This is a genomic window from Mycobacterium kyorinense, from assembly GCF_002101735.1.
Taxonomy (GTDB): domain Bacteria; phylum Actinomycetota; class Actinomycetes; order Mycobacteriales; family Mycobacteriaceae; genus Mycobacterium; species Mycobacterium kyorinense.
On sequence record NZ_LQPE01000171.1, the window covers coordinates 18,572 to 42,938 of the forward strand.

At 67.5% G+C, this 24,367-nt stretch carries 22 protein-coding genes, 3 tRNA genes and 2 pseudogenes; 16 read left to right on the forward strand and 11 right to left on the reverse strand.

Translation table 11 applies throughout. The features are described from left to right. Positions 1-241 precede the first annotated feature (241 nt). From recD to recC, 3 genes are read right to left on the reverse strand one after another with little or no spacing between them, the layout of a single operon-like run. A complete protein-coding gene (gene recD / locus AWC14_RS25775; RefSeq protein WP_045377499.1) occupies positions 242-1,948 on the reverse strand; it encodes an exodeoxyribonuclease V subunit alpha in 1,707 nt (568 codons plus the stop codon). After that, positions 1,945-5,202, reverse strand: a complete 3,258-nt coding sequence (gene recB, locus AWC14_RS25780) for an exodeoxyribonuclease V subunit beta (protein WP_045377496.1) — start codon at positions 5,200-5,202, stop codon at positions 1,945-1,947. Before recB ends, recD begins: the two co-directional genes overlap by 4 nt. Continuing rightward, positions 5,202-8,456: an exodeoxyribonuclease V subunit gamma gene (gene recC / locus AWC14_RS25785; protein ID WP_045377493.1), complete on the reverse strand. Its 3,255-nt coding sequence runs from the start codon at positions 8,454-8,456 to the stop codon at positions 5,202-5,204. Before recC ends, recB begins: the two co-directional genes overlap by 1 nt. 46 nt (positions 8,457-8,502) lie before the next feature. Between recC and AWC14_RS25790 the strand changes: the two genes are divergently transcribed. Genes AWC14_RS25790 through AWC14_RS25805 form a run of 4 tightly spaced genes read left to right on the forward strand, consistent with a single transcriptional unit; the run spans position 8,503 to position 11,242 of the window. Next, complete coding sequence (locus tag AWC14_RS25790) at positions 8,503-9,018, forward strand: nitroreductase family protein (RefSeq protein ID WP_045377490.1); 516 nt, start codon at positions 8,503-8,505, stop codon at positions 9,016-9,018. 5 nt (positions 9,019-9,023) lie between these two features. Continuing rightward, entirely contained in the window at positions 9,024-9,773 is a 750-nt protein-coding gene (locus AWC14_RS25795; RefSeq protein WP_045377543.1) for a class I SAM-dependent methyltransferase, read from the forward strand. Between the two features lie 17 nt (positions 9,774-9,790). Continuing rightward, positions 9,791-10,246 (forward strand): cyanase, encoded by a 456-nt coding sequence (cynS, locus tag AWC14_RS25800; protein WP_487246467.1) that lies wholly within the window; start codon positions 9,791-9,793, stop codon positions 10,244-10,246. Next, positions 10,247-11,242 carry a patatin-like phospholipase family protein gene (locus tag AWC14_RS25805; protein WP_045377484.1) on the forward strand — a complete coding sequence of 332 codons (996 nt, stop codon included), beginning with the start codon at positions 10,247-10,249 and terminating at the stop codon, positions 11,240-11,242. It abuts the gene before it with no gap. Here AWC14_RS25805 and AWC14_RS25810 read toward each other — a convergent pair. Genes AWC14_RS25810 through AWC14_RS25830 form a run of 5 tightly spaced genes read right to left on the reverse strand, consistent with a single transcriptional unit; the run spans position 11,239 to position 16,432 of the window. After that, the gene (locus tag AWC14_RS25810; protein ID WP_045377481.1) at positions 11,239-11,718 is read right to left on the reverse strand and encodes a hypothetical protein; all 480 of its coding nucleotides are present in this window, start codon (positions 11,716-11,718) and stop codon (positions 11,239-11,241) included. The genes AWC14_RS25805 and AWC14_RS25810 overlap by 4 nt on opposite strands. Next, complete coding sequence (locus AWC14_RS25815) at positions 11,715-14,099, reverse strand: molybdopterin oxidoreductase family protein (protein ID WP_081968094.1); 2,385 nt, start codon at positions 14,097-14,099, stop codon at positions 11,715-11,717. Before AWC14_RS25815 ends, AWC14_RS25810 begins: the two co-directional genes overlap by 4 nt. Before the next feature lie 44 nt (positions 14,100-14,143). After that, positions 14,144-14,839, reverse strand: coding sequence for a crotonase/enoyl-CoA hydratase family protein (locus tag AWC14_RS25820; protein ID WP_045377478.1), 696 nt, complete (start codon positions 14,837-14,839; stop codon positions 14,144-14,146). Between the two features lie 26 nt (positions 14,840-14,865). Further along, positions 14,866-15,693, reverse strand: coding sequence for a hypothetical protein (locus AWC14_RS25825; RefSeq protein ID WP_045377475.1), 828 nt, complete (start codon positions 15,691-15,693; stop codon positions 14,866-14,868). 22 nt (positions 15,694-15,715) lie between these two features. Then, the gene (locus AWC14_RS25830) at positions 15,716-16,432 is read right to left on the reverse strand and encodes an MBL fold metallo-hydrolase (protein ID WP_045377471.1); all 717 of its coding nucleotides are present in this window, start codon (positions 16,430-16,432) and stop codon (positions 15,716-15,718) included. A 104-nt stretch (positions 16,433-16,536) separates the two neighbouring features. Between AWC14_RS25830 and AWC14_RS25835 the strand changes: the two genes are divergently transcribed. The 12 genes from AWC14_RS25835 to rplA all read left to right on the forward strand — a co-directional run bounded on the left by AWC14_RS25835 (position 16,537) and on the right by rplA (position 21,359). Continuing rightward, on the forward strand, positions 16,537-16,755 hold the full coding sequence (locus tag AWC14_RS25835; protein WP_045377468.1) for a type II toxin-antitoxin system VapB family antitoxin: 219 nt from the start codon (positions 16,537-16,539) through the stop codon (positions 16,753-16,755). A 114-nt stretch (positions 16,756-16,869) separates the two neighbouring features. Further along, positions 16,870-16,942: transfer RNA gene (locus AWC14_RS25840), tRNA-Thr, on the forward strand. A gap of 30 nt (positions 16,943-16,972) precedes the next feature. Continuing rightward, positions 16,973-17,046, forward strand: a tRNA-Met gene (locus AWC14_RS25845). A 35-nt stretch (positions 17,047-17,081) separates the two neighbouring features. Continuing rightward, positions 17,082-17,249, forward strand: a complete 168-nt coding sequence (rpmG, locus tag AWC14_RS25850) for a 50S ribosomal protein L33 (RefSeq protein ID WP_003898538.1) — start codon at positions 17,082-17,084, stop codon at positions 17,247-17,249. A gap of 39 nt (positions 17,250-17,288) precedes the next feature. After that, on the forward strand, positions 17,289-17,738 hold the full coding sequence (hadA, locus tag AWC14_RS25855) for a (3R)-hydroxyacyl-ACP dehydratase subunit HadA (RefSeq protein WP_428839010.1): 450 nt from the start codon (positions 17,289-17,291) through the stop codon (positions 17,736-17,738). Next, complete coding sequence (hadB, locus tag AWC14_RS25860) at positions 17,725-18,153, forward strand: (3R)-hydroxyacyl-ACP dehydratase subunit HadB (protein WP_045377462.1); 429 nt, start codon at positions 17,725-17,727, stop codon at positions 18,151-18,153. Before hadA ends, hadB begins: the two co-directional genes overlap by 14 nt. A gap of 2 nt (positions 18,154-18,155) precedes the next feature. Then, positions 18,156-18,656, forward strand: coding sequence for a (3R)-hydroxyacyl-ACP dehydratase subunit HadC (gene hadC / locus AWC14_RS25865; RefSeq protein WP_045377460.1), 501 nt, complete (start codon positions 18,156-18,158; stop codon positions 18,654-18,656). Between the two features lie 133 nt (positions 18,657-18,789). Next, positions 18,790-18,862, forward strand: a tRNA-Trp gene (locus tag AWC14_RS25870). A gap of 64 nt (positions 18,863-18,926) precedes the next feature. Beyond that, positions 18,927-19,340, forward strand: a complete 414-nt coding sequence (gene secE / locus AWC14_RS25875; protein ID WP_045377458.1) for a preprotein translocase subunit SecE — start codon at positions 18,927-18,929, stop codon at positions 19,338-19,340. A gap of 31 nt (positions 19,341-19,371) precedes the next feature. Continuing rightward, positions 19,372-20,088: a transcription termination/antitermination protein NusG gene (gene nusG, locus AWC14_RS25880; protein WP_045377455.1), complete on the forward strand. Its 717-nt coding sequence runs from the start codon at positions 19,372-19,374 to the stop codon at positions 20,086-20,088. Between the two features lie 72 nt (positions 20,089-20,160). Then, positions 20,161-20,589: a 50S ribosomal protein L11 gene (gene rplK, locus AWC14_RS25885; RefSeq protein WP_045377452.1), complete on the forward strand. Its 429-nt coding sequence runs from the start codon at positions 20,161-20,163 to the stop codon at positions 20,587-20,589. Between the two features lie 62 nt (positions 20,590-20,651). Further along, entirely contained in the window at positions 20,652-21,359 is a 708-nt protein-coding gene (rplA, locus tag AWC14_RS25890) for a 50S ribosomal protein L1 (protein WP_045377449.1), read from the forward strand. Positions 21,360-21,428: 69 nt separating this feature from the next. Here rplA and AWC14_RS25895 read toward each other — a convergent pair. The 3 genes and pseudogenes from AWC14_RS25895 to mmaA4 all read right to left on the reverse strand — a co-directional run bounded on the left by AWC14_RS25895 (position 21,429) and on the right by mmaA4 (position 24,203). Next, positions 21,429-22,510 (reverse strand): annotated as a pseudogene (locus tag AWC14_RS25895) (RNA polymerase sigma factor). Positions 22,511-22,513: 3 nt separating this feature from the next. After that, positions 22,514-23,213 (reverse strand): annotated as a pseudogene (locus AWC14_RS25900) (YciI family protein). A gap of 93 nt (positions 23,214-23,306) precedes the next feature. Beyond that, positions 23,307-24,203, reverse strand: a complete 897-nt coding sequence (mmaA4, locus tag AWC14_RS25905) for a hydroxymycolate synthase MmaA4 (protein WP_045377446.1) — start codon at positions 24,201-24,203, stop codon at positions 23,307-23,309. Between the last annotated feature and the right edge of the window lie 164 nt (positions 24,204-24,367).

Here is a 24,367-nt window from a genome sequence, read left to right on the forward strand (position 1 = left end):
GTCTCGAGAAATCTGGGTCCTCGTTGTGCCCGCCTCTGAGCGACAACCGAAACGGTGTCGCTCGTAGGCGGGCATACTGAAACACCCGAATTTGCCGTAACAGGTGCGCCTGGACGGACTCCCGTGGCAGAAGTGGTGGATGCGGCGTCGGCCCACCCGACATTCCCCCCGGTTGTCGCTATGAGGAGGGCACATTGGGTAGTGCCTCGGAGCGGGGACTCATGTGGCAGATGTGACTGTGCTAGACCGCCTGTAGCCGCCGCGCCAATCCGCTCGCCCGCGCCACCCGCCGCTCGATCGCGGCCCGGATGGACGCCTCCGATCCGACCACGCGCACCTTTCGCTTCGCCCGGGTCACCGCCGTGTAGAACAACTCCCGGGTCAACAGCCGCGAATCCTCGGACGGGATCAGGGCCGTGACTTCGTCGACCTGACTGCCCTGGGATTTGTGGATCGTCAGCGCGTGCATGGTGTCGACGTCGGCCAGCCGGCTGGTCGAAAAGTCAAGCGGCCCAGTGGCAGCCGAGATGACTGCTCGCAGGCCGCCGGGCCCCGACACCACCACCCCGCTGTCCCCGTTGTTGATTTTCAGCGCATAGTCGTTGGCCGTCACCAGTAGTGGTCGTCCTGCGTACCACTCCGACCACGGTGGCAGGCCGGTGTCTTCGGACAGCCACTGCTCCACCTGCCGGTTCCAGTGCTGGACGCCGAACGAGCCCCGCCGGTGTGCGCACAGCAGCCGGTGCTCGTCCAGCGTCGCCAGCGCGGCCGCATCTGCCCCCAACAGGGCGGCCTCGCGCAGCCGCGTCGCATGCGGCACGAGTATGGACCGCAACCGCGCCGTCGGGTCCTCGTCGTCGATCCACTCGATGTGCTGATCGCCTGCCCGTAACAGCTCGACCACGTGGTCGCCGTCCCCGTCGCGGATCGCGTCCGCCAACGCGCCGATCGCCTTGCCGAACCGGTGCGACGTCCGCAGCGCCGCCACCCGCACGTCGGCGCGTGCCGACAGCCCGTCCACCAGGTCCGCCAAGACGGCCCCGGCTTCCACCGACGCCAGCTGGTCCGGGTCGCCGACCAAGATCAGCCGGGCATCCGGGCGCACCGCTTCCAGCAGCCGGGCCATCATCGTCAGCGACACCATCGACGTTTCGTCGACGACGATCACCGCGTGCGGCAACCGGTTGCCGCGATTGTGCTTGAACCGCAACGACGTATCGGCACGGCTACCCAGCAGCCGATGCAAGGTCACCGCCTGCAGTCCGGCCAGCCGGCCACGGTCGACGTCGTCCAGCCTTTCGACTTCGGCCCTCACCGCTTCGGTCAACCGTGCGGCCGCCTTACCGGTCGGCGCCGCCAGCGCGATCCGGAAGCCCGCCTGACCCGACGCCTGGTCCGCGAGCAGTGCCAGCAGCCGCGCGATCGTCGTGGTCTTCCCGGTTCCCGGGCCGCCGGTCAGCACCGTAACCGATTGCGACAGCGCGACTTCGGCGGCGGCCCGCTGCTCCTCGTAGCCGGTGGGGAAAAGCCGTGCGACGGCCGGGCTTTCGACAGCCGTCCCGGACACCAGCAAGCCGAGCAAGTCGGCGCTTACCTGCTCCTCCTCGCGCCAATAGCGGTCGAGGTAGAGCAGCCGGTCGTCGTAGAGCCGCAACAGCGTGCCCACCAACCCCGAGGCGCGCACAGCGGCCAGCCAATCCGACGGCGACGGCCACGGAAGATCCGGGGAATCCGCCGCCACCGTGGTCATGTCCATGCACACCGATCCGCCGCGCAACGCCCGAACCGCCAAAGCCACCGCCAGAGCAACCGTTTCATCGGACTCGTTGCCCAGCGCGGTAACCCGTTGGGCCACGTGGACGTCGGCGATCTCGAGCACGCCTGCCTCGTTGAACGTGCGCAATAGTCCCGACGCACCAATGGCCGTTTCGATGTCGGTTACCGTCATGCGACCTGCCGCCCCTCGTCGAGCAGGCCCGACAGGGCCGGAACCAGTCCGGCCGGCGGCTGCCAGCCGAACACCCCCGACCCCGGTGTCTGCGCGCCGCACATGCCGCGCACAAACAGGTACACGACTCCGCCGAGATGCCTGGACGGGTCGTAGCCCGGCTGGCGCCATCGCAGAAACCGGTGCAGCACAACCAGATACAGCAGGGCCTGCAACGGATAGTCGGAATGCAGCATCGCCTCGGTGAGCCGCGGCACGCTGTAGTCCGCCGCGGTCACACCCAAGACGTTGGTCTTGTAGTCCACCACCAGATAACGCGGCCCGGGCAAGCGCAGCACGACGTCGATCGACCCGGACAAATAGCCCCGCAGCGGCTGGCCACCGAGCCCGTCGGACACCAGCCGCTCGCCGTAGCGCGCGAACGGGTCGTCGGCGGGCAGGTAGTCCCGCAGCAGTGCACCGACACCGGCGAGCCGAATGTCCGGCGTCAGGCCGCGCACGTCGCCGCCGGCCACCGGGATCTCGAAGTCCAACTCGCGCAACCTGTCTGGCAGCCCGATCTCGCGCAGCGTCAGGCCGGCGGCCAGCGGACCCAAGGGCGTGTCGTGCATCGGCACCAGCGCGGCGGCCAACTGGAAAGGCTCGACGTCGACCGGCCACCAGGCTCGGTGCAACCGCACCTGTGCTTCGAGCTCGGCGGCCAGATCCGCGACGGACGGGTCGGCATTTTCCAGCACCGCATGCACCAGCGAGCCGAACGTGGCACCCGACGGCAACTCGGCCATCGGCGACAGGACGCCGCCGCCGCGCGGTGCACCGGCGGGGACCACCTCCACTTCGTCGTCGCGGGCAGTCACCTCCGCCTCGCTGCTCACCCCGGCCGTCTCGGCGCCCCGGATCAGCGCCGAATACGAGGTGCGCCGCCACGTGGTGTCGATCGACCGGTGAAAATGGCGCACGTCAAGGCCGGCCGGCGGCGCAGACGGAGGAACCGGCGCGACGGCAATCCCTGACGGCTCCTCGATCGCCGGCCCGCCCGCGGCCTCCCATTCGCGCATCAGCGCCAACGCCTCGTCGTCGGAAATCGTCTTGGGCTCACAGGAATCCGGCACCTGCGTGTCACCGATCCGCCGTCCCCGCATCAGCCGCGACAGGCCACCATCGGGTTCGTCCCAGGCCGGCGCCCACCACGCCACCACTTGCGACTGCGCGCGGGTCAGCGCCACATAGGTCAGCCGGATATCGTTGCGGGCGGCCTCCGCCCGGCTGAGCGTTTCGATCTCCGATCGGTCGGCACTCTCGGGTCCACCGGCATGCAGGCAGCGAACCCCGTCGTCGTGATACAGCGGAATGTCGTCGACGAACACGTGCCGGTTGAACGCGAACGGCAGATAGACGATCGGGAACTGCAGGCCCTTGGCGCCCCACACCGTCATGATCTGCACCGCGGCGGCGTCGCTGTCGATGCGCCGGTTGCGTTCCTGCGGGCCGTCGCGCTCCTCGCGCTGCCGGCGCAGCCAATCCCGCAGTGCGGGAAGGGTTAACCGCTGCCGATGCGCCACCTCGTGCAGCAGCTGGGCGATATGGGCGAGGTCGGTCATCGTGCGCTCGCCGCCCGGCTCGCGCAGCACCCGCCGGCCCAGCCCGGCCCGCTGCGCCGCCTCGAAGACCGCGGCCGGCCCGCGGGTCCGCAGATGGTCGGCCCAGTCCCGCAGCGTGACGGCCAGCCGGTCGGTCAGCTGGTCGCCTCCGGCGGCGAGGTCGTCGGCGGTGTGGCCGAAGAACACCGTCGCCCCGGCCGCACGCACCAACCCGTTGCGGTGGGTCTGGTCGAACGCCTCGAGCAGGCACAGCCACTGTTGGGCGGCATCCGAGGCGAACACGTCGGAGTCGCCGGTGTAGACCGCTTGGATTCCGGCCGCTGCCAAAGCTTTCTGGCACGCCAGAGCGTCCTCGCTCCTTTCGACGATCACCGCGACGTCGCCGGCTTGCACTGCCCTGCCGTCGAACGTGGCATCGCTGGCCAGCAGCGCCGCCACGTCTGCGGCGAGATCACCCGAGATGTAGTCGCGCAGGGCGGCGATCGGAATGGTCTTGGTGCCCGAGCGGCCGAACATTGCACGGTTGAGCAACCGCAGCCGAAACGGCGCATTACGCGGAGCGTTTCGCAGCCGATGGCCCATGACGTGCGCCTCGACGTCGCGCACGACGATGTCCGGATCGCCCAGCGCCGCTCCGCGCAGCACGGTCTGCAGGGCGTCGACGAGAACCTTGTCGCTGCGCCAGTTCACGCTCAACGTGCGCCGTTGGCCGGCCGTGCGGGCGGCCCGCAGATAGGTGTAGATGTCGCCGCCGCGGAACCCGTAGATCGCCTGCTTGGGATCGCCGATCAGCACCAGCGTGCTGTGACCGTTGAAGGCGCGGTCGATGACCTGCCACTGGATGGGGTCGGTGTCCTGGAACTCGTCGACCATCACGATCGGCCAGCGATTGCGCATCCGGTCGCGAGCGTCGGAGTCGTCGCCTTCGAGGGCGTCCGCGAGCCGGGTCAGCAGGTCGTCGTAGCTGAGGATGCCCAGCCGGCGCTTGCGTAGCTCGAGTTGGTCGAGCACGTCGCGGGCAAACCGCAACCGCACTGCGGCAACGGATTCCGGGTCCGGATCCGTCGGGCGCAGTTGGGCGCATGGGTCGCCGACTACCGCGCGGGCCAGCGTCAGCGCGTCGGCGTGGGTGAGCGCCGCCTCGTCGCGGTCGGATCCGAAGTGCACCAGATACAGGTCGTCGACGATCCGGGTGACCAGGTCATCGAGGCTTTCCACCAGAGTCATCCCGGCGTCGGTGTCCCCGGCGACGCCGAGCGACCTCAACACCAGCTGACAGAACTGATGCGTGGTGGCGATCGTGGCGGCGTCGAAGTTGGCCAGCGCGTCACGCAGCCTATTGCAGCGCTGGTCGCGGTCGGCGGCCGTGCCGCGGCACAGATACGCCACGAACTCGTTGGGCGCATGGTCCGGCGAGTCACACAGCGCGGCAACGATTTCCACGATCTGGCAGCGGACCCGCTCGCGCAATTCGCGGCTGGCCGCGCGGCTGAAAGTGATCAGCAGCATCTCGTCGAGGTTTGCGACGCCCTCGGCGATGTAGCGGGTGACCAGGCCGGCCAGCGCGAACGTCTTGCCGGTGCCGGCACTGGCCTCCAGCACCGTCGTGGAACCGGGCGCCGGCAGTGGGCCGAGTAGGTCGAAGGGTTCCATCAGTCCGGATCCCGTTCGGTCCGAATCAGGGGCAGCCATAGCCGGGCGGCCAGCGCGCCAAGCCGGGTGTCCTCGCCGTCGACCTCTTCACCGGGGCGCGGTGTGCCGAGGATGTCCTCGAGCCGCCCATGCGGCCACACGTATTTGTGTGCCTCGTCTTGGGCTTCGCCCGTGTAGTACCTGTTCGACTGCCACCGCCGCAGCGCGGCGTCGTAGGGATCGTTGCCGCACTCGCGCGCGTCGGCCCACGCGTGTGAGGTGCGCAGCGGCAGCGGCAGCGGCTCGCGCCGGCCGTTGTCGTAGAGCAGCACCAAGTCGCGCAGCACCCCGACCGCGTCCGGCGGCGGGACCAGCACCCGGTGCAGGATCCGGTTGGCCTTCCTGTCGCGGCCGATGCACGACGCCCGCCACGGCCGACCTGGCTGGTGAGCAGCCAACGCCACCAACGGAATCCAGGCCGCCAACAGGTGCTTGCAGTTGAGCTTGGAGTAGGTCACCGAGACCGTGTGGTCGCCGAAAACTTCCGAGACGGTGCCGGTGAGCCGACGTCCGCCGTCCAGGCCGACGTCGACGTCGTGCGCGTCGGAGTCACTGCGCCGAAGTCCCAATGCCGCCGCGGCCAATTGCTTTGCCTCGTCGCGGATTTCGCGCGCTTTGCGCATGCCGAGCCGGCCGGGCGGCAGTGCTCCGCGACGCCACTCGCGGTGTGCCGCGGTGTCGGGGTGCAGACCGCGCAGCATGTCGCGCAGCATCCGGTCGCCGACCGCCCACGCTTCCAGGGCATTGATGTCGACGGGCATGTCGTCTTTGATCTCGTCGATGTCCCACGGCAGGGTGAAATCGAGGGCCCGGAAGAAGCCCTTGACCGGGTCCTTGAAGAACGTGAGCAGGTCGGCCAGCACGACGTCGTCTCGAGGTGGGGCGGGCAGGGGGTTCGCCACGAATGGCCGCTTCGGATGTCGTTGGCCCGCCGCGGCTTTCGCTGCCACCAGCGCGGTGGGGTCGAACGTGAACGGCTTGTCGGGCACCAAGGCGCCGGGGGTGACGTTGCGAAGGTCGAACGGCTGCAACGGATGCTCGACGACGATCCGTCTGCGCACCGGCTGCTCGGTGGTCTGGTCCAGTGCGTCGAGCAGCTCGACCAGGGGCACCGCCGGCGGGCGGTGATGACCGGTGTGTTCGTCGGCGCCGGTATAGGTGATCACCAGCGTCTCGCCGGCCGCGCAGACGGCGTCGAGCAGCAATTGCCGGTCCTCGGAGCGGATGTCGCGCTCACCGGTCATCGGGAGGCGGGCCAGCGCGTCGTCGCCGTCGGGCAGATGAACCCGCGGGAAGACGCCGTCGTCGAGCCCGACCAGGCACACCACCCGGTGCGGGACCGACCGCATCGGCACCATCGTGCAGACGGTCAGCGTGCCGGTGCGGAAGTTGGCCCGGGTGGGCCGTCCGGCCAGATGCCCGGCCAGCAGCGCCCGCACGTCGGGCAGCCGCAGCAGTGTGCCACCGCGAGAGCCCGCGTCCTGCAACACTTTTGCGAATTCGCGCTGCAGCTGACCCTCTTGCCAGGCTTCCTCGGGGCTGGTGAGTCGCGCCACCCCGTCCCGCAGCGCGTCCAGCCAGTCGGTCAGCGGCCGGGCGCCGGTCAGAGCGTCGACGGCCGATTGCAGGCGGGCGACGAACTCGGCGAGCCGGCCGGCGAGCTCCACCTTGTTGCTGCCGACGTCGTCGAGCGGCAGAGCGGTGTCCAGCCAGTCCGGCGAGTCGTCCGACATCGCGACGCCGACAAGGATGCGGTCGAGCCCGAACCGCCAGGTGTTGTGTACGACGTGGTCGAGGCCGTACGGCGCGCGATGGTCCTTGTCGAAGCCCCACCGGATGTTGGAGTCCCGCGCCCAGTCCGTGATGGCCTCGAGGTCGTCGTCGGTGAACTTGAATCGCGCACGCACCGGCGGGGTTTGGGCAAGGTTGAGCACCTGGCTGGCGGTGGCCCGGGTGCCCGCGATGGCGAGCAGCTCCGCGGCCGTCGCGAGCAACGGGTTGGTTTGGGTGAGCGCGCGGTCGGCGAGCCGAACCCGCAGCCGGTGCGCCGGGTGGCTGTCGCCTGTGTTCTCACCCAACCCGAAACCGGCGACGATCAGCGGCGCATAGGTTTCGATATCCGGGCACATCACCACGATGTCGCGCGGCTCCAGCGTCGGGTCGTCCTGCAGCAGGCCGAGCAGCACCTCGCGCAGGACGTCGACCTGCCGGGCCGGGCCGTGGCAGCTGTGCACCTGCACCGAGCGGTCGAGGGCGGCCAGGACGCGGCCGTGCGGCTGTGTCGCGTTGGCCGCGATGTCGGACTGCAGCCAGCCCAGCAGCGTGTCGGGTTTGGTTGCGCCGCTGAGGTATTCGTCGGAGCCAACGTCGCCCGGCAGGCTGCGTTGCAGCTCGCGCAGATCCCGGCCGAGGGTTTCCAGCAGCGGATGCCGCGCCTTGTGCCGGCTGGTGTCCTCGGCGCGCGGGACCGCGCCGTGGATACCCTGCAACGCCGCCCACAGCTCGTCGCTGGGATGCGGCAGCCACAGGTGCAGGTCGTGGTGGGTGGCCAGCGCGTCGAGCAGCTCCACCTCGGTGCAGGCCAGCCGGGTGTGCCCGAACAACGACAACCGCGCCGGCAGGTCGGTCGGGCCCTCGCGCAGCCGGGCGACGGTTGTGTGGTGCCGGAGGTGCGGCGGGTCGGCGGGCACCGCCGCCACCAGCGCCCGCCACAACTCCGGCTGCCAGGCCAGGTCGGGATCGACGCCGGTGCGCCCGTCGAGCCAGTCGACCAGCAGCTGCGGGCGCTGCCGGGCGTACGAGGCGAACAGTCCCGCGAGTCGCCGCGCCACCGCATAGCGCCGGCCGCGGCGCAGCTCGGCCTCCTCGCCGGCGTCGAAGTGGCCCAGATGCGTTGCCAGCGTGCGGCACCACGGCTCGTCCAGCGAGCAGTCGATGACCTCCAGCAGCGGCCACGTGAGCGCCTCCGGCGACCACGGATCGTCGTCGAGGATCCCGGTGATCTCGGCGATCAGCGACGCCGGGTTGCGAAACGAAACCCCGGCGCACACCCCGAGCGTCTGCGCGAGCCGCTGGCTCAGCCACCGCTCGACCCCGCGCGCCGGGACCAGCACCAGTTCCTCCGCGAACGGGTCGGGCAGCGGGTCGGCCAGCAGGGCACCGAGCCCGTCGGCGAGCAAATCGGTACGTTCGGCACGGTGGAGATGAAGCGCCATTGCGGTGCCACCATAGACGGCCGCGGCAGACGAGGGAGCGATTGAGATGGAAACCTGGGATGCGATTCGCGCACGGCGCAATGTGCGCCAGTATCGGCCGGAGCCGGTGTCCGAGGCCGACCTGAACCGGATCGCCGAGGCCGGATGGCGGGCGCCGTCGGCCAAGAACCGCCAGCCGTGGGACTTCGTGATCGTCACCGATCGCGCTCAGCTGCAGGAACTTTCCACGGTGTGGCAGGGCGCCGGCCATATCGCCTCGGCCGCGGCCGCGATCGCCCTGGTGGTGCCGCAGCCGCCCAGCGAACGCCGGAAGGTCACCGACCAGTACGACGCCGGTCAGGCCACCATGGCGATGATGCTCGCGGCCACCGACCTCGGCATCGGCACCGGCCATTCGTCGGTGGGCGACCAGGACAAGGCCCGCGCCATCCTCGGCGTGCCCGACGGCTACCTGGTGGCATACCTGCTCGGCATCGGCTATCCGGCCGATCGCCCGCTCGCCCCGATCCGCAAGCCGAATCGTCGGCCGTTCGCCGAGGTAGTCCACCAGGGCCGCTGGTGATCGCGATGCACGAGCACAACGGCGAGTACGGAATCGACGGATCGTTCAAGACCATCCCGGCCGGCGCCCAATTCGGTGGTCTGGGTGTGCAAGCCGCGGCGCTGCTGCTGTGGTCCCTGATCAGCTGGAGAAAGGGCAAGCGGCGCAAGGCGGCGCTCACCGGTGCCGCGGGACTCGGAATTGCCGCCCACACAACGCTTTACCTCTATGCGACGCGCGCGGGCAAGTTCGTGGTGTGGGACCGGATTCTCGACGAGCTGCAGCTGCGGGGCGACGAGACGGTGCTCGACATGGGCTGCGGCCGCGGCGCGGTGCTGCTCGCCGCGGCCAAGCGGCTGCCGCGCGGCCACGCCATCGGCATCGACCTGTGGCGCCCCGACCAGACCGACAACTCGCCGTCGGCGACGCTGAAAAACGCGGACCTGGAGAAGGTGGGGGACCGCATCGAGGTCCGCACGGCCGACATGACCGCGCTGCCGTTCGACGACAACACCGTCGACGTGATCGTGAGCAGCCTTGCGATCCACAACATTCCGACTCGCGAGGGTCGGCGCCAAGCACTGCGTGAGGCGGCTCGGGTGCTGCGTCCGGGTGGTCGCCTGGCGATCGCCGACCTGTGGGCCACCCGGCAGCATGCCGACGAGCTGCGCGAGCTGAGGTGGTCGCACGTCCGGCGCCGCAATCTCGGCTGGCGGATGTGGTATGGCGGGCCCTGGGCGGCGACCCGTCTGGTGACCGGCACCAAGCCCGGCTAGAAGGCATGCTGGTAGCCATGACCAGAAACGAGATCACCGAACAGATCGTCGTCGCACGCTTGAACAAAGGGCTCAGCTGGCAGGAACTGGCCGACGCCATAGACAGGCCGGTGGTGTGGACCACGTCGGCGCTGCTCGGACAGCACCCGATTCCCGCCGAGCTGGGCAAGGTGCTCGTCGACATGCTGGGGCTCGACGAGTCCGCGGTCGCGGTGCTGGCCGCAGTGCCGATGCGCGGCGGACTGCCCACCGCGGTGCCCACCGACCCGACGATCTACCGCTTCTACGAAGCCCTCCAGGTCTACGGTCCGGCGCTCAAGGAGTTGATCCACGAGCAGTTCGGCGACGGGATCATGAGCGCCATCAACTTCAGCGTCGATCTGGAGAAGAAATCACACCCGGCCGGCGATCGGGTGGTGGTGACATTCGACGGGAAATTCCTTCCCTACGACTGGGTTTCCGGAGAGGACTGAATGGCCAACAAGACGGATCTGGTGCTGTCGGGCGGCGGCGTCAAAGGCATCGGCCTGGTTGGCGCCGTCGTCGCACTGATGGAGGCCGGGTACGAAATACCGCGCGTCTCAGGCACATCGGCCGGCTCGATCGTCGGCGCCATCCTGGCGGCCGGCCACGACCAGCTGACCCCCGAAGAAGTCCGGCACCTCACTATGACGCTGCCCTACCGTAAATTCCTCGACCCGGGACCCATCGAACGAATCCCGTTACTGGGCCCGGCCTGGGGTCTGCTCAGCGAACAAGGCATCTACAAGGGCGATTTCGCGCACGAGTGGATCCGTTCGGAGCTGAAGAACCTCGGCGTTAGCACGTTCGGGGATCTGGCCATCGACGACGACTACGTGCTGCCGGAGCGGCGCTACCGGCTGGTGGTGACGGTGGCCGACGTGACCACCGGCCAATTGGTGCGGCTGCCATGGGATTACCGCCGGCTCTACGGGCTGGACCCTGACGAGCAGTACGTCGCCGACGCGGTCCGCGCGTCGATGTCGATTCCGTTCTTCTTCCGCACCGTGAAACTCACCAGCGCCGGCGGCCTGACGTCCACCTTGGTCGACGGCGGCATGCTGTCCAACTTCCCGATCGACTCGTTCGACCGGCCCGACGGCAAACCGCCGCGCTGGCCGACCATCGGCGTCACCGTGTTGCCGAATCTGCCGCAGGGCAACGACAAAGTGATCCCCGCCCTGGCGCCGTTGCACTGGTTCGGCGGCCCGACCCTGCTCGAGGATCTGCTCACCACGATGATCGTCGGCCGCGACCAGGCCTACCTGAACCAGCCGTGGGTCAGCGCCCGGGCGATCCGAGTGGACTCCACCGACGTCGGTTTCCTGGACTTCGACATCTCCCGCGAGCAAATGGAAGCGCTCTACCAGAAGGGCTACGACGCGGCGCAGGAGTTCCTGTCCACCTGGAACTGGACGCAGTACCGGGAAAGCTATCGACGGCCTTAGTTGGTCAACACCTGCGGCGAGAGCTCCTTGAGCATGCCGTTGGCCCACCGCATCTGCCGCAGTGTTTCCGGATGGCAGCGCTGGGTAAGATCAAGCAGCTCTTGGTCTTTGGTGGCCTGTGCAGCCTGGCACAGTACCACCCAGTCCACCGAGGTGGCCGCCGCCGTGCGGTGGATGCCCCGCAGGTCGGCCAGCAGCATCAGGCTCGGCTCGGGGCGCTTGCGCAACAGCCCGCTCAGCCGAGACTGCAGAAACCCGGTCAACGCGCCGGTGCGCGGATTGACGTTGAGCCGGACGCCGTAGTGGCGGCCGTGGGTGGCCAGCTCCTCGAGATGCTGCTGCGACCAGCCGGCCAAGTCGTGGGCGAGGTGAAAGATGTCCTGGTCGCTGCGATGACGCGCGGCCATCACGTTGAGCTCGTGGGCCAGTTTGCGTTCCGAGCGGTGCAGCTGCCGAAGCGCCAGTTTGATTTTCATGACCGACCCGCCGGAACTTTGACCGCGACCGGCACCTGGCCGTTGACCGGCGTCGTCCTGCTCCCGATGCGACGCAGCTGGGCGGCGGCGGTTTTGAAAATCGGTTGCTTGGACACCGGATCCCAATCGGTGAGCGTGAGTTCGTTACCGGCCCGGTGGTGCCCGCGCCGGTCTGAAGCCTCCCAATACCCGTAGTGGAACGGCACGAACAGCGCTCCGTCGCGGATACCGCTGATCCGGGCCGCGGCGATGACACTGCCGCGCGGGGTGCTCACCTCGACGACGTCGCCCTCTTCGATGCCGAGACGACGGGCGTCGCGCTCGGAGACCTCCACCCACACCTCAGGTGCGGCCTGCTGAAGTTGCGGCGCCCGAGCGGTTTTGGTGCGGGTATGGAAGTGATACAGGGTACGGCCGGTGATCAGCGTGAACGGGTAGTGCGACGACGGCGGCTCGTGCGGCGAAAGGTATTGCGCCGCTTTGATGATCGCCTTGCCGGCGGGGTTCATTGCCCGGTACTCGCCGGGCTCCAGCGGCGCGCCGGTGACCATGTCCTTGCCGTAGGACTCGCAGTAGTCCGGATGCGCCCAGAACGTGGCGTCGGCGTAGAGCCGCTCGGTGCCGTCGGGATTCTCGGCGTTGCAGGGCCATTGGACGCCGCTGCCGCCGCGCAGCTTCTGATAGCTCAGCCCGGTGTAGTCGCACGGCCGGCCGGCGCTGCACTGCTTCCACGCCTCGAACGCCGACTCGGGGTCGGTCCACGGCGGGAATGGTCGGCCGTCCTTGTCGCGGAAGTCCATCCGCCGCGCGTAGTCGAGGAAGATGTCGAGGTCCGAGCGCGCCGAACCCGGTGGCTCGACTGCCTTTTCGGAGAGGTGCGCCGTGCGGTCGGCGTTGGTGAAGGTGCCGGTCTTCTCGCCCCAGGCCGCCGCGGGCAGCACGACGTCGGCCAGCTCCGCGGTCTCGGTCATGAAAATGTCCTCGACGACCAGGAACAGCCGCCGGTCCGTCAGGATGTCGCGGATGCGGGCCAGCTCCGGCATGGACACCGCCGGGTTGGTAGCCGTCACCCACAGCATCCGCAGCGTGCCCTCTTCGGCGAAGCGGAAGATCTCCATCGCGTGGGTAGGCGGCGCATAATGCGGAATCTGTTGCGGCTCAAGGTTCCACAACCGTGCCAGCTCGGCGATGTGGTCGTCGTTGGCCCAGTTGCGGAAACCGGCCAGATCCCCGTCGGCGCCGCATTCGCGGGTGTTCTCCGCGGTGGGCTGGCCGTTCATCTGCAGCACCCCGCAGCCCGGCTTGCCCAGCATGCCGCGGACCAGGTGAATGTTGTTGACCTGCACCGCCGCCGCGGTGGCCTGGTGCGACTGGTAGAAACCCTGCAGCACCGTCGACAGCAGCCGCTGCGCGGTGCCGATCAGCCGGGCGGCCTCGCGGATGTCGTCGATATCGACGCCGCAGATCTCGGCGACGCGCTCCGGCGGGTACTCGCACACCCGCTTGCGCAGCTCGTCGAAACCGATTGTGTGCGAGTCGACATACGAATGGTCGACCCAGTCGTGCACGATGATCTCGTGCAGCAGGCCGTTCATCAATGCCACGTTGGTGCCCGGCAGCGGAGCCAGATGCACGGTGGCGTGCAGCGCCACCGGGGTGCGGCGCGGGTCGACACAGACGATCGCCGGCGGCTGGTCGCCGGCCAGCCGGTCGAGCATCCGTGTCCACAACACGGTCTGCGTCTCGGCGACGTTGTGCCCGAACAACGCGATCACGTCGGCGTGGTCGACGTCGGTGTAGGAACCGGGTTGCCCGTCGCACCCGAACGATTCCTTCAGCGCCTCAGCGGCCGTCGCGGTGCACAGCCGGGTGTTGCCGTCGACGTGGTTGGTGCCGATCGCGCCGTGCGCGATGACCCCTTGGGTGTAGTACTCCTCACAGAACAGCTGGCCCGACGTGTAGAAGCCGATCGAACTGGGGCCGTGCCCGTCGAGCAGTTCGCGGCTGCGTCGCACGATCCGGTCCATCGCGGTGTCCCAGTCGCAGGGCCGCAGGCGCCTGCCGTCGCGCACGAACGGGGTGGTCAGCCGGTCGGCCGACGCGTTGGCCTGCCAGCCGAACATGTCCTTGGGGTCGAGCCGGCCGTGGTTGACCCGGTCCACGGCGCGGCCGCGGACGCCCACGATGCGCCCGTCTTTGACCGCGATGTCCAGGCCGTCGCCGTTGGAGTGCAGCACGGCCGCGGACTGCACCCAGCGGTCCACCGACTCCGGTGTGATGCCGTCGGCGAGGAACTGGTCGACGCGCTCAGGCCACGGCTGACCTGGCTGATACGGGGTCCGCAGCCCCCACGGTTGGGCGATCGGATCCGGCGGGGCCATGCCCGGGGCGTACCCGACCTGGGAATTTGCGAAACTTCGCGCCCTTAGAGCCCGAATTCGGCCGCCATGCCGTCGATTCCGGCGCGGATTCCGGTCAAAGCGTCGGCGCGGGTCCGCAACTTCGTCGCGGCGTGGGCCTTCTGGTTCAGGGTGGCGAATTCGCGGGCGGCTTCCACGGCGCGGTCGCGCACCATGTCGGGCATCACCATCTCGTCGATAAAGCCCGCGGCGACGGCGGTTTCGCCGAAGAACGTCTTGGCCAGCCCGGCCGCTTGCTGGTACGCCGACGGCGTCAGCCGCAGCTTCATGATCTCCAGGGCCGCATAGGGAATGGTCATTCCGATCGCGACCTCATTGGCCTGAATGTTGTAGGCCGGCGCGGCTATCCGGTGGTCGCCGCTGGACAACAGGAACGCACCCATCGCGATCGCGTGGCCGGTGCAGGCCATCACCACCGGCTTGGGGTAGGACAGCAGCCGATGGGCCAACTCGAATCCGCCCTTGAGCATGTCGATCGCGGGCTGCGCGTCGCCGGACGTCAGGATCTTCAGGTCGAACCCGCCGGAAAACACCCGGTCGTTCCCGGTGACCACGACGGCGCCGACGTTGTCGCGGTCGGCGTTGTCGAGCGCCTCGTTCAGCGCCTGCTGCATGGCGGGGCCCAGCGCGTTGACTTTGCCGTCGTCCATCGTGATGACCGCGATGGATTCGTCGTGGCTATAACTGACCGGGCTGCCCATGGGAGTCGATTGAACCACGGCGCGATTCAGACCCGGTGCTTACCGACCGCCTCTTCGGGCCGGCCCCAGCGCAGGTGGACATCCGTCGGGTCGTCGAGCTGCTGGCGGGCGCGCCATCGTTCCTGGGTTTCGTCGGCGGCGCGGTTGATCCGTTCGATCTCGCTGCGGAACACGTCGGGACGGGGCTCGGTGCTGGCGTAGTGGAAATACCTCAGCACGCCGCGCAGCAACTCCAGCTTCTGCTTTTCCCGCTTGGCCAAGTCGTGGGCGGACATCAGCTCGACCCGCTGAACCGGCGGCAGCGCATCCCAATCCAGCACCGCCTGGGTTTCGAACCGGCGCCGGGCGGGCCGCCAGAACTTCCACCGCGGCCGGTCGTGCGGGCGGTCGTAGTAGGTCAGCGTGCCGGTGAACCGGGACTCGATGTCGTCGCCCAGTTCGGCGCGCTCGACCGCCGAATCCCACACCGTGCGCCACTCCTGGTTCGGCGCCAGCGTCGCCAACTCGTCGGGCAGGTGCAGTTCGACGACGTCCGCGTAGCCGTCGGAGCTGTTCTCGTAGGCGGCGACGGTGGGCGGGTGCGCGAACGCGAAGCGGATGTTGTAGGCGGCGGTCTTGCCGAAGTTGCGCACTACCAGTTCCATCACGTGCCAATCCGCGGCGTGCGGCTCCATGAACATGCCGACGTGCGGGCGGGTCTCTTCGATGGACAGCTCGCGGTTGCGCCGGACCTGCCGGTTGGCCCACCACAGCGCGAACACCCCGACCGCGAGCACGGCCCAGGTGCCCAACGCCAGCCACGTCGTCGAACCCGCAGTGATCAGCTCATGCCAGCGGTCCTGGACCCAGTCCACGTGGGCGATCTTAAAGGTCCGGCTAGCCGCCCATCATCATTCGCCACTGATCAAGATTCGCCGGCCGATACACGTAGTTGGTGCGTTTGACCTCCGAAAGCGACGCGCTCGGCTCGGCCGAATACCAGTGCCCGGGAAACACCGTCGGGTCGCCGGGAAGCCGGGCGAGCTGCTGCAGGCTGCGATACATCTCGTCCGAGTCGCCGCCGGGAAAGTCGGTGCGCCCGCAGCCTTCCAGGAACAGCGTGTCACCGGCGACCAACCGGCCGTCCAGCAAAAAGCACTGGCTGCCCGGCGTGTGACCGGGGGTGTGCAGCAGCTCGACGTCGATGTCGCCGACGCTGACCACGTCGCCGTGCTGATGTGCGGTCAGATCCCCCATGGAGATCCCGGTGACCCGCGAAACCCACTGCGCCTCATGGGAATTGACGTGCACGGGCACGCTGGTGCGTTCCAGCAGCTCGGCCAGGCCTTTGAGCTCGAAGCCCATCATCGAGCCTCCGACATGATCGGGGTGGTGATGGGTGACCAGCACCCCCGACAGATGCATGCCGTCGGCCTCCAGCGCGTCGAGCAGATCCCCGGCCGCGTACGCCGGGTCGACCACGACGGCGTCGCCGGTCTGGCGGTCGCCGATCAGGTAGGCGAAGTTGCGCATCTGCGTCGCGAACATGTCGCCGGGCGCGAAATCGCGGCCGGAAAGCAGCTGCCGAAAGTACAAGCGGTCGGTGTCAGGCACGCCCCCAGACTACGACGTGTTGTGTGCTGCCTCACGGCGCCTGCCTGCGGCTTTGGCCCGAATTTTGCTGGTTGGCGTGCTGTCCGACTGGGTATCGTTGGATTATGTCGTTTGCCACGGTTGAGATCGAGATTGATCAAACCCTGGTCGACGAGGTGATACGCCGGTACCACCTTCGAAGTGCCCGGGAAGCGGTCAATCTTGCGCTTCGGATGCTCGTCAACAGTGATGACGCCGCAGAACCTTCGCCAGACGCCGCGGAAGAGGTAGACCCGTTCGACCTCGGCGTCTTGGATCCCCGCCGATCCAGGCGCACCGGCTAGTCCCGTTCCCGCGGAGTTCCGAGTGACGCGCCACGCGGTTTGGCCGCGTCGCGGCGCGGGCTGTACCCTCTTTTAGGCCCGCGGCACGACCCGACCTGGTCGCTACGGGTGAGCGCCCCCTTAGCTCAGTCGGCAGAGCGTTTCCATGGTAAGGAAAAGGTCAACGGTTCGATTCCGTTAGGGGGCTCGGCGGACGCCGAGCAGGCTGGCGGCGCGAGGCGATGTAGCTCAGTCGGTTAGAGCGAACGACTCATAATCGTTAGGTCGCCGGTTCGAGTCCGGCCATCGCTACAAGACAACAACGAAACGTGTGAAAGAGAACTGACGTGGCCTCCAGTACCGACGTACGGCCGAAGATCACTTTGGCGTGCGAGGTGTGCAAGCACCGCAACTACATCACCAAGAAGAACCGTCGCAACGACCCCGACCGGCTGGAGCTGAAGAAATTCTGCCCCAACTGCGGCAAGCATCAGGCGCACCGCGAAACCCGTTAGGTTCGAACAGCAGTGTCTTTGGGCGACAAGATCGTCGGGATGCACTACCGCTACCCCGACCATTACGAAGTCGAGCGGGAAAAGATCCGGGAATACGCAGTCGCCGTCAAAAACGACGACCCGGCGTTCTTCGAGGAAAAGGCGGCCCTGGAACTGGGCTACAAAGGCCTGGTGGCGCCGCTGACGTTCATCTCGGTGTTCGGCTACACCGCGCAGGCGGCGTTTTTCGAGCACGCCAACATCGCGACCAACGACGCGCAGATCGTGCAGGTCGACCAGGTGCTGAAGTTCCTGAAACCGATCCAGGTCGGCGACAAGCTCTACTGCGACGTCTACGTCGACTCGGTGCGACGGGCGCACGGCACCGACATCATCGTCACCAAGAACATCGTCACCAACGAAGCAGGCGAAGTAGTACAGGAGACCTACACGACCCTGGCGGGTCGTGCCGGCGAAGGGGAAGAGGGTTTCAGCGATGCCACTGCGTGAGTTCAATTCGGTCAAGGTGGGTGACCAGCTTCCCGAGAAGGTCTACCCGTTGACCCGCCAGGATCTGGTGAACTATGCGGGCGTCTCGGGCGACCTGAACCCGATCCACTGGGACGACGATATCGCCAAGATGGTCGGCCTGGACACTGCTATTGCGCATGGCATGCTCACCATGGGACTGGGCGGCGGCTACGTCACCTCGTGGGTCGGCGACCCGGGCGCGGTGACCGAGTACAACGTGCGGTTCACCGCCGTCGTGCCGGTGCCCAACGACGGCAAGGGCGCCGAGATCGTGTTCGGCGGCAAGGTGAAGTCGGTCGATCCCGACAGCAAGACCGTGACGATCGCGTTGACGGCCACCACCGGCGGCAAGAAGATCTTCGGCCGGGCGGTCGCGTCGGCGAAGCTGGCGTAAGCATGGCGATCAAAACAGACATCCGCGGGATGGTCTGGCGTTATCCGGACACCTACGAGGTAGGTAGAGAAAAGATCCGGGAATTCGCCAGGGCGATCAAGGCCGACGATCCGGCCAGCCTGGACGACGAGGCGGCCGCCGAACTCGGGTACGACGGCCTGGTCGCGCCCCTGACGTTCGCGACGATCTTCGCCAAGCTGGTCCAAAGCGACTTCATGCGCAGCGTCGACACCGGCTACGAGACCATGCAGATCGTCCAAGTCGACCAGAAGTTCATCTTCCACAAGCCGATCCTGGCCGGCGACGTGCTGCACGCCGAGATGCACATCCAGTCCGTCGACGAGCGGTTCGGCGCCGACATCGTCGTCACCCGCAACATCTGCACCAACGACGCCGGCGAGGTTGTGCTGGAGGCCTACACCACGATGATGGGCAACGAGGCCACCGACTCGGTTGCGCTCAAGTGGGACATGGACGCCGGGCAGATCGTCAGAACCGCGTGATTAGTACCTAGCCGCGGCGCCGATGTACACTCGGACCTCGGGGTTTTCCCATCATCAGCACGCTTTCCGGCTTTGACCAGGCGGATGCGCGCGTCATGTGAGGCCCCGTGCGGGTTGGCCTGCCAACCGGCGAAGGGGCGTAGCTCAACTGGCAGAGCAGCGGTCTCCAAAACCGCAGGTTGCAGGTTCAAGTCCTGTCGCCCCTGCTGAGGGAGCCGGAGATGGTGGACACTGGAAGGCGACCACCCAGTCGAACTTAAGGAGCATGCGGTGAGCGACGAGCGCGACGTTGCCGACGCAGCCGACGCCAACGAAACCGAGGAACAGCGCGGCGGCCGGACGGCGGTGGTGACGCGACCGCAGCGTCCCACCGGCAAGAGGTCCCGTCAGCGTGCCGAGGCCGACGAGACCTCGGGGGCGATCGAGCTCACCGGGGACGAGGCCAAGAAGGCGAAGAAGGCCAAGAAGGCGGGGGCGTCGCGAGGCCAAAACCCGTTCGTCTACGTCTACAACTACCTCAAGCAGGTCATCGCCGAGCTGCGCAAGGTGATCTGGCCCAACCGGAAGCAGATGATCACCTACACCTCGGTGGTGTTGGCGTTCCTGGTGTTCATGGTGGCGCTGATCGGGCTGACCGACTTCGGCCTGGCCAAGCTGGTGATGCTCGCGTTCGGCAGTCGCTGAGCGAGCAGAAGTTATAGAGAGGACTGAACCCGTGACTACCTTCGAGGGCGATACGCCCACGGGTGAAGCGGTCGACGTAGAGGAGACCAGCCCGCAGGCCGCTGCCCCTGAAGAGCCGGCCGAAGAGGTCGACCCCGCCGCCGCGCTGAAGGCGGAGCTGCGCACCAAGCCGGGCGACTGGTACGTCATCCACTCCTACGCCGGATACGAGAACAAGGTCAAAGCCAACCTCGAGACCCGGGTGCAGAACCTGGATGTCGGCGACTACATCTTCCAGGTGGAAGTGCCCACCGAAGAGGTCACCGAGATCAAGAACGGTCAGCGCAAGCAGGTCAACCGCAAGGTGCTGCCGGGCTACATCCTGGTGCGCATGGACCTGACCGACGAGTCGTGGGCCGCGGTGCGCAACACGCCGGGCGTGACCGGGTTCGTCGGAGCGACGTCGCGGCCGTCGCCGCTGTCGCTGGACGACGTGGTGAAGTTCCTGCTGCCGCAGGGCGCGGCGAAGAAACCCGCCAAGGGCGCCGCGGCCGCGGCCGCTCCCGCCGAGGGCGGGCTGGAACGGGCTCCCGTCGAGGTCGACTACGAAGTCGGCGAATCGGTCACCGTCATGGACGGGCCGTTTGCCACGCTGCCGGCCTCGATCAGCGAGGTCAACGCCGAACAACAGAAGCTCAAGGTGCTGGTGTCCATCTTCGGCCGCGAAACACCTGTCGAACTGACCTTTAACCAGGTCTCCAAGATCTAACGGAGCGATTTCGGCGCGAAAATCGTCGCTCAGCGACGAAAACCGCGCCGAAATCGCTGGAAAGGAAACGATATGGCCCCCAAGAAGAAGGTCGTCGGGCTGATCAAGCTCCAGATCGAGGCCGGGCAGGCCAACCCTGCGCCGCCGGTCGGCCCGGCGCTCGGCCAGCACGGCGTCAACATCATGGAGTTCTGCAAGGCCTACAACGCCGCGACGGAAAACCAGCGCGGCAACGTGATCCCCGTGGAGATCACCGTCTACGAGGACCGCAGCTTCACGTTCGCGCTGAAGACTCCGCCGGCCGCCAAGCTGCTGCTCAAGGCGGCGGGTGTGGGCAAGGGCTCCTCCGAGCCGCACAAGAACAAGGTCGCCAAGGTCACCTGGGACCAGGTCCGCGAGATCGCCGAGACCAAGAAGGCCGACCTGAACGCCAACGACATCGAGGCCGGCGCCAAGATCATCGCCGGCACCGCGAGGTCGATGGGCATCACGGTCGAGTAGCTTGCTCGGCCAGTGGGAGGGCTAGCTTCGGCCCGTTTAGCAACCACAGATAGGAAATTTCAATGAGCAAGAACAGCAAGGCATATCGCGCCGCCGCCGAGAAGGTGGACCGTTCACGGCTGTACACGCCGCTGGAGGCGGCCAAGCTGGCCAAGGAGACGTCGTCGACCAAGCAGGACGCGACGGTCGAGGTGGCCATCCGGCTCGGTGTCGACCCACGCAAGGCCGACCAGATGGTCCGTGGCACCGTCAACCTGCCGAACGGCACCGGTAAGACCGCCCGGGTGGCGGTGTTCGCGGTGGGCGAGAAGGCGGCTGAGGCCGAGGCCGCCGGCGCCGACATCGTCGGCAGCGACGACCTGATCGAGAAGATCCAGGGCGGCTTCCTGGACTTCGACGCCGCGATCGCCACCCCCGACCAGATGGCCAAGGTCGGCCGCATCGCCCGCGTGCTCGGGCCGCGTGGCCTGATGCCGAACCCGAAGACCGGCACCGTCACTCCCGACGTCGCCAAGGCCGTCGCCGACATCAAGGGCGGCAAGATCAACTTCCGGGTGGACAAGCAGGCCAACCTGCACTTCGTCATCGGCAAGGCGTCCTTCGACGAGAAGAAGCTGGCAGAGAACTACGGCGCGGCGATCGACGAGGTGCTGCGGCTCAAGCCGTCGTCGTCGAAGGGGCGTTACCTGAAAAAGGTCACCGTCTCGACGACCACCGGGCCCGGCATTCCGGTGGACCCGTCGGTCACCCGCAACTTCACCGCGGAGTAGTTCCTAGCGCGAGCAGACGCAGAATCGCACGAAAACCGCTCGGGTAACGCGATTCTCTGTCTGCTCGCGTTACTCGCATTCGGCGATCCGGCGTTGCAGGAATGCCCGGGCCGACTCGGAGCCGGTGTAGGTCAACGCCTTTCGATACCAGCTAGCCGCTTCGGCGGCCCGGCCGCCGCGGCGCAACAGGTCCGCGCGGATGGACGGCACGAGCGCCGAGCGGGCCAGCCGCGGATCGTCGGCCACCACTTCCAGGGCGGCCAGACCGGCGGCATAGCTGTCTCGAAAGCCCACGGCCAGAGCGCGATTCGCGCGTGTCACCGGCGAGTCGGCCATGGCGAGCAACCTGTCGTAGGCGGTGCAGATCGTCGTCCAGTCGGTCTGCTCCCAGCTCGGCGCCGTCGCATGCACGGCCGCGATCACCGCCTGAGGCAGATACGGCCCGCTCGATCCTTCCGCCTGCCGCAGCCGGTCCAGGCCGCGGCGATGCGGCCGCGGTCCCATCGGCTGCGGTCCTGCTCGTCCAGCGGGACCAGCGCCCCGGCAGCGTCGACGCGGGTGGACCGCCGCGAATCATGAAGCAGCACAAGGGCAGCGAGCGCATGGGCTTCGCACCCCGACGGCATCAGCGTGCACACCTCGCCGGCCAGCCGGACTCCTTCGTCGCACAGCTCGTCACGGATCGCCGACGGGCCCGCGGTCGACCAGTATCCCTCGGTGAACACCGAGTAAATGCAGCCCAGCACATGCGGCACCCGCTCAGCCAGCAGCTCGGTGGGCGGCACCCGCAGCGGAATGTTGGCGTGCCGAATCTTGTTCTTGGCGCGGGTGATTCGCTGACCGACCGCGGCCTCGGTCTGCAGCAGTGCCCGGGCGATCTCGGTCACGGTGAGCCCGGAGACCAGCCGCAGCGTCAGCGCCAGCTGCGAGACCCGGTCGAGTGCTGGATGGGCGCAGGTGAACATCATGCGCAGCTCGTCGTCGCGCACCGGGTGCGGGTCGGCGTGGTCGGTGCGGGCCACGATCTGGTCCATCACTGCAGCCAATTCTTTTCCGGGACGGATGGATTCGCGGCGCAGCCGATCGCGGCGGGCCAGTGCCGCCACCGTCGGGCCCCATTCCTGCCGGAAGACGCCGTCCAGGTTGGCCATACGCTACAGGTGGGAGAGTCCCGCCAGCTGGCGTAGCTCCACGGTCGAGGCGGGAATCATCGAGGCCAGTTTGACGGCCTCGTCGCGATCGGCGGCCGACAGCAGGTAGAAGCCGGTGGCGATCTCGGCGCTTTCCGCGAAAGGCCCGTCGGTCAACAGCACCTCGCCGTCGCGGACCCGGACCGTAGTCGCCGTCGCAGGCTCATGCAGCGCTGCGCCGCCGACGATGTGATCGCCTGCGCCAGCGGCGAATTCGCCATGCCGTGCCGCCTCGGCCTCCCATTCGGGCGTTCCGGGTGTGTTGACTGATCCCGGCGGCTCGAGCAGCAGAGCCAGCCACCCTGCGCCGGAGCGCGACCACTCCGGGTCGGAGGTGTGGTTAGGTGGGCCGAACTTCGATCGCACCGTGCGCGGCTACCGGGACGTCGCGGGCGAGTGCCAGCGCCTCGTCCAGGTTGTCGGCTTCGAACACGTAGTAGCCGCAGGCGACTTCGGCGCCTTCGGCGAACGGGCCATCAGTGACCACCGGGGCGTCAGGGCCGCCGGTGATGCGCACCCCGGACGCCTGCGGCGTCAACGCGTCACCGGCCCGGATTGCCGAGGCCGACTTGGCGTGGAAGTTGTCGAACGCGGTCATCATCGCGGCCCGCTCGTCGGGGGTGTAGTCGCGCTCCTTGCTCATCAACAGGGCCAAGTACTGCATTCGTGGTCTCCTCCAGTAGTGAGCGGAACCCTGTGCTCCACTCTCTACCTGTCCGACGAACGGGGCGAGGCTAATCCGAAATTCGCCGCGGCGCTACTTAACGGCGCCCGGCTTGAGGTAGGTGACCAGGCTGCAGTCGAGCATGTCCTCGCTGAAGTAATACTCGCAGCCGCGCAGGTACTTCATGTAGCGCTCGTAGACCTCTTCGGACGCGATCTCGATGGCCTTGTCCTTGTTGGCCTCGAGCGCATCCCCCCACAGGTGCAGGGTTTTGATGTAGTGTAGGCGCAGCGAAAGCGGTTCGGGCACAATGAAACCGGCCTTCTGGCCATGCTCTACCATCATGTCGGTGGACGGCAGCCGCCCCCCGGGGAAGATCTCGGTGACGATGAACTTGATGAACCGCGCCGTCTCGAAGGTGATCTTCTTGCCCCGCGCGTTGAGGTTGTACGGGTGGTAGCTCACGCTGCTCTGCACGGTCATCCGCCCGTCGTCGGGCAGGATGGTGAAGCAGTTCTTGAAAAACGGGTCGTAGTTCTCGTGGCCGAAGTGCTCGAACGCCTCGATGGACACGATCCGGTCGACGGGGTCGCTGAAGTCCTCCCAGCCGCGCAGCAACACCTGCCGCGAGCGATTGGTATCGATGCTGTCCAGCACCTGCTGGGCGCGGGCGTGCTGGTTCTTCGACAGCGTCAGGCCGATGACGTTGACGTCGTATTTTTCGACCGCGCGCTTCATCGTGGTGCCCCAGCCGCAGCCGATATCCAGCAGCGTCATACCTGGTTTGAGGTCCAGTTTGTCCAGGTTGAGGTCGACCTTGGCGAGCTGGGCTTCCTCGAGGGTCAGGTCGGGCGGCTCGAAGTAGGCGCAGCTGTAGGTCCGGGTGGGGTCCTGGAACAGCGCAAAGAAGTCGTCGGACAGGTCGTAATGCGCCTGGATGTCCTCAAAGCGCGTCCGCGTGTTCACGGGACTGATTTGCTTGTCAGGCATCGGTGTCTCGTCGCCCTTCCTGCCGCACGTTATCGACTGGTGAAAGCACAATACCCGGCTTCGAGGGCGCGCCTGGCATTCCCCACCTACTTTGCCAGGGTGAATTGGTTGACGTCGATGTAGCCGATCCGGAATGCGTTGGCGCAGCCGGTCAGGTAGCGCAT

What these genes read in the sequence shown, in the direction of transcription:
- recD (WP_045377499.1), bottom strand. Translation starts at nt 1,948, where the DNA reads ATGACGGTAACCGACATCGAAACGGCCATTGGTGCGTCGGGACTATTG.
- recB (WP_045377496.1), bottom strand. Translation starts at nt 5,202, where the DNA reads ATGGAACCCTTCGACCTACTCGGCCCACTGCCGGCGCCCGGTTCCACG.
- recC (WP_045377493.1), bottom strand. Translation starts at nt 8,456, where the DNA reads ATGGCGCTTCATCTCCACCGTGCCGAACGTACCGATTTGCTCGCCGAC.
- AWC14_RS25790 (WP_045377490.1), top strand. Translation starts at nt 8,503, where the DNA reads ATGGAAACCTGGGATGCGATTCGCGCACGGCGCAATGTGCGCCAGTAT.
- AWC14_RS25795 (WP_045377543.1), top strand. Translation starts at nt 9,024, where the DNA reads ATGCACGAGCACAACGGCGAGTACGGAATCGACGGATCGTTCAAGACC.
- cynS (WP_487246467.1), top strand. Translation starts at nt 9,791, where the DNA reads ATGACCAGAAACGAGATCACCGAACAGATCGTCGTCGCACGCTTGAAC.
- AWC14_RS25805 (WP_045377484.1), top strand. Translation starts at nt 10,247, where the DNA reads ATGGCCAACAAGACGGATCTGGTGCTGTCGGGCGGCGGCGTCAAAGGC.
- AWC14_RS25810 (WP_045377481.1), bottom strand. Translation starts at nt 11,718, where the DNA reads ATGAAAATCAAACTGGCGCTTCGGCAGCTGCACCGCTCGGAACGCAAA.
- AWC14_RS25815 (WP_081968094.1), bottom strand. Translation starts at nt 14,099, where the DNA reads ATGGCCCCGCCGGATCCGATCGCCCAACCGTGGGGGCTGCGGACCCCG.
- AWC14_RS25820 (WP_045377478.1), bottom strand. Translation starts at nt 14,839, where the DNA reads ATGGGCAGCCCGGTCAGTTATAGCCACGACGAATCCATCGCGGTCATC.
- AWC14_RS25835 (WP_045377468.1), top strand. Translation starts at nt 16,537, where the DNA reads ATGTCGTTTGCCACGGTTGAGATCGAGATTGATCAAACCCTGGTCGAC.
- hadA (WP_428839010.1), top strand. Translation starts at nt 17,289, where the DNA reads ATGCACTACCGCTACCCCGACCATTACGAAGTCGAGCGGGAAAAGATC.
- hadB (WP_045377462.1), top strand. Translation starts at nt 17,725, where the DNA reads ATGCCACTGCGTGAGTTCAATTCGGTCAAGGTGGGTGACCAGCTTCCC.
- hadC (WP_045377460.1), top strand. Translation starts at nt 18,156, where the DNA reads ATGGCGATCAAAACAGACATCCGCGGGATGGTCTGGCGTTATCCGGAC.
- rplK (WP_045377452.1), top strand. Translation starts at nt 20,161, where the DNA reads ATGGCCCCCAAGAAGAAGGTCGTCGGGCTGATCAAGCTCCAGATCGAG.
- rplA (WP_045377449.1), top strand. Translation starts at nt 20,652, where the DNA reads ATGAGCAAGAACAGCAAGGCATATCGCGCCGCCGCCGAGAAGGTGGAC.
- mmaA4 (WP_045377446.1), bottom strand. Translation starts at nt 24,203, where the DNA reads ATGCCTGACAAGCAAATCAGTCCCGTGAACACGCGGACGCGCTTTGAG.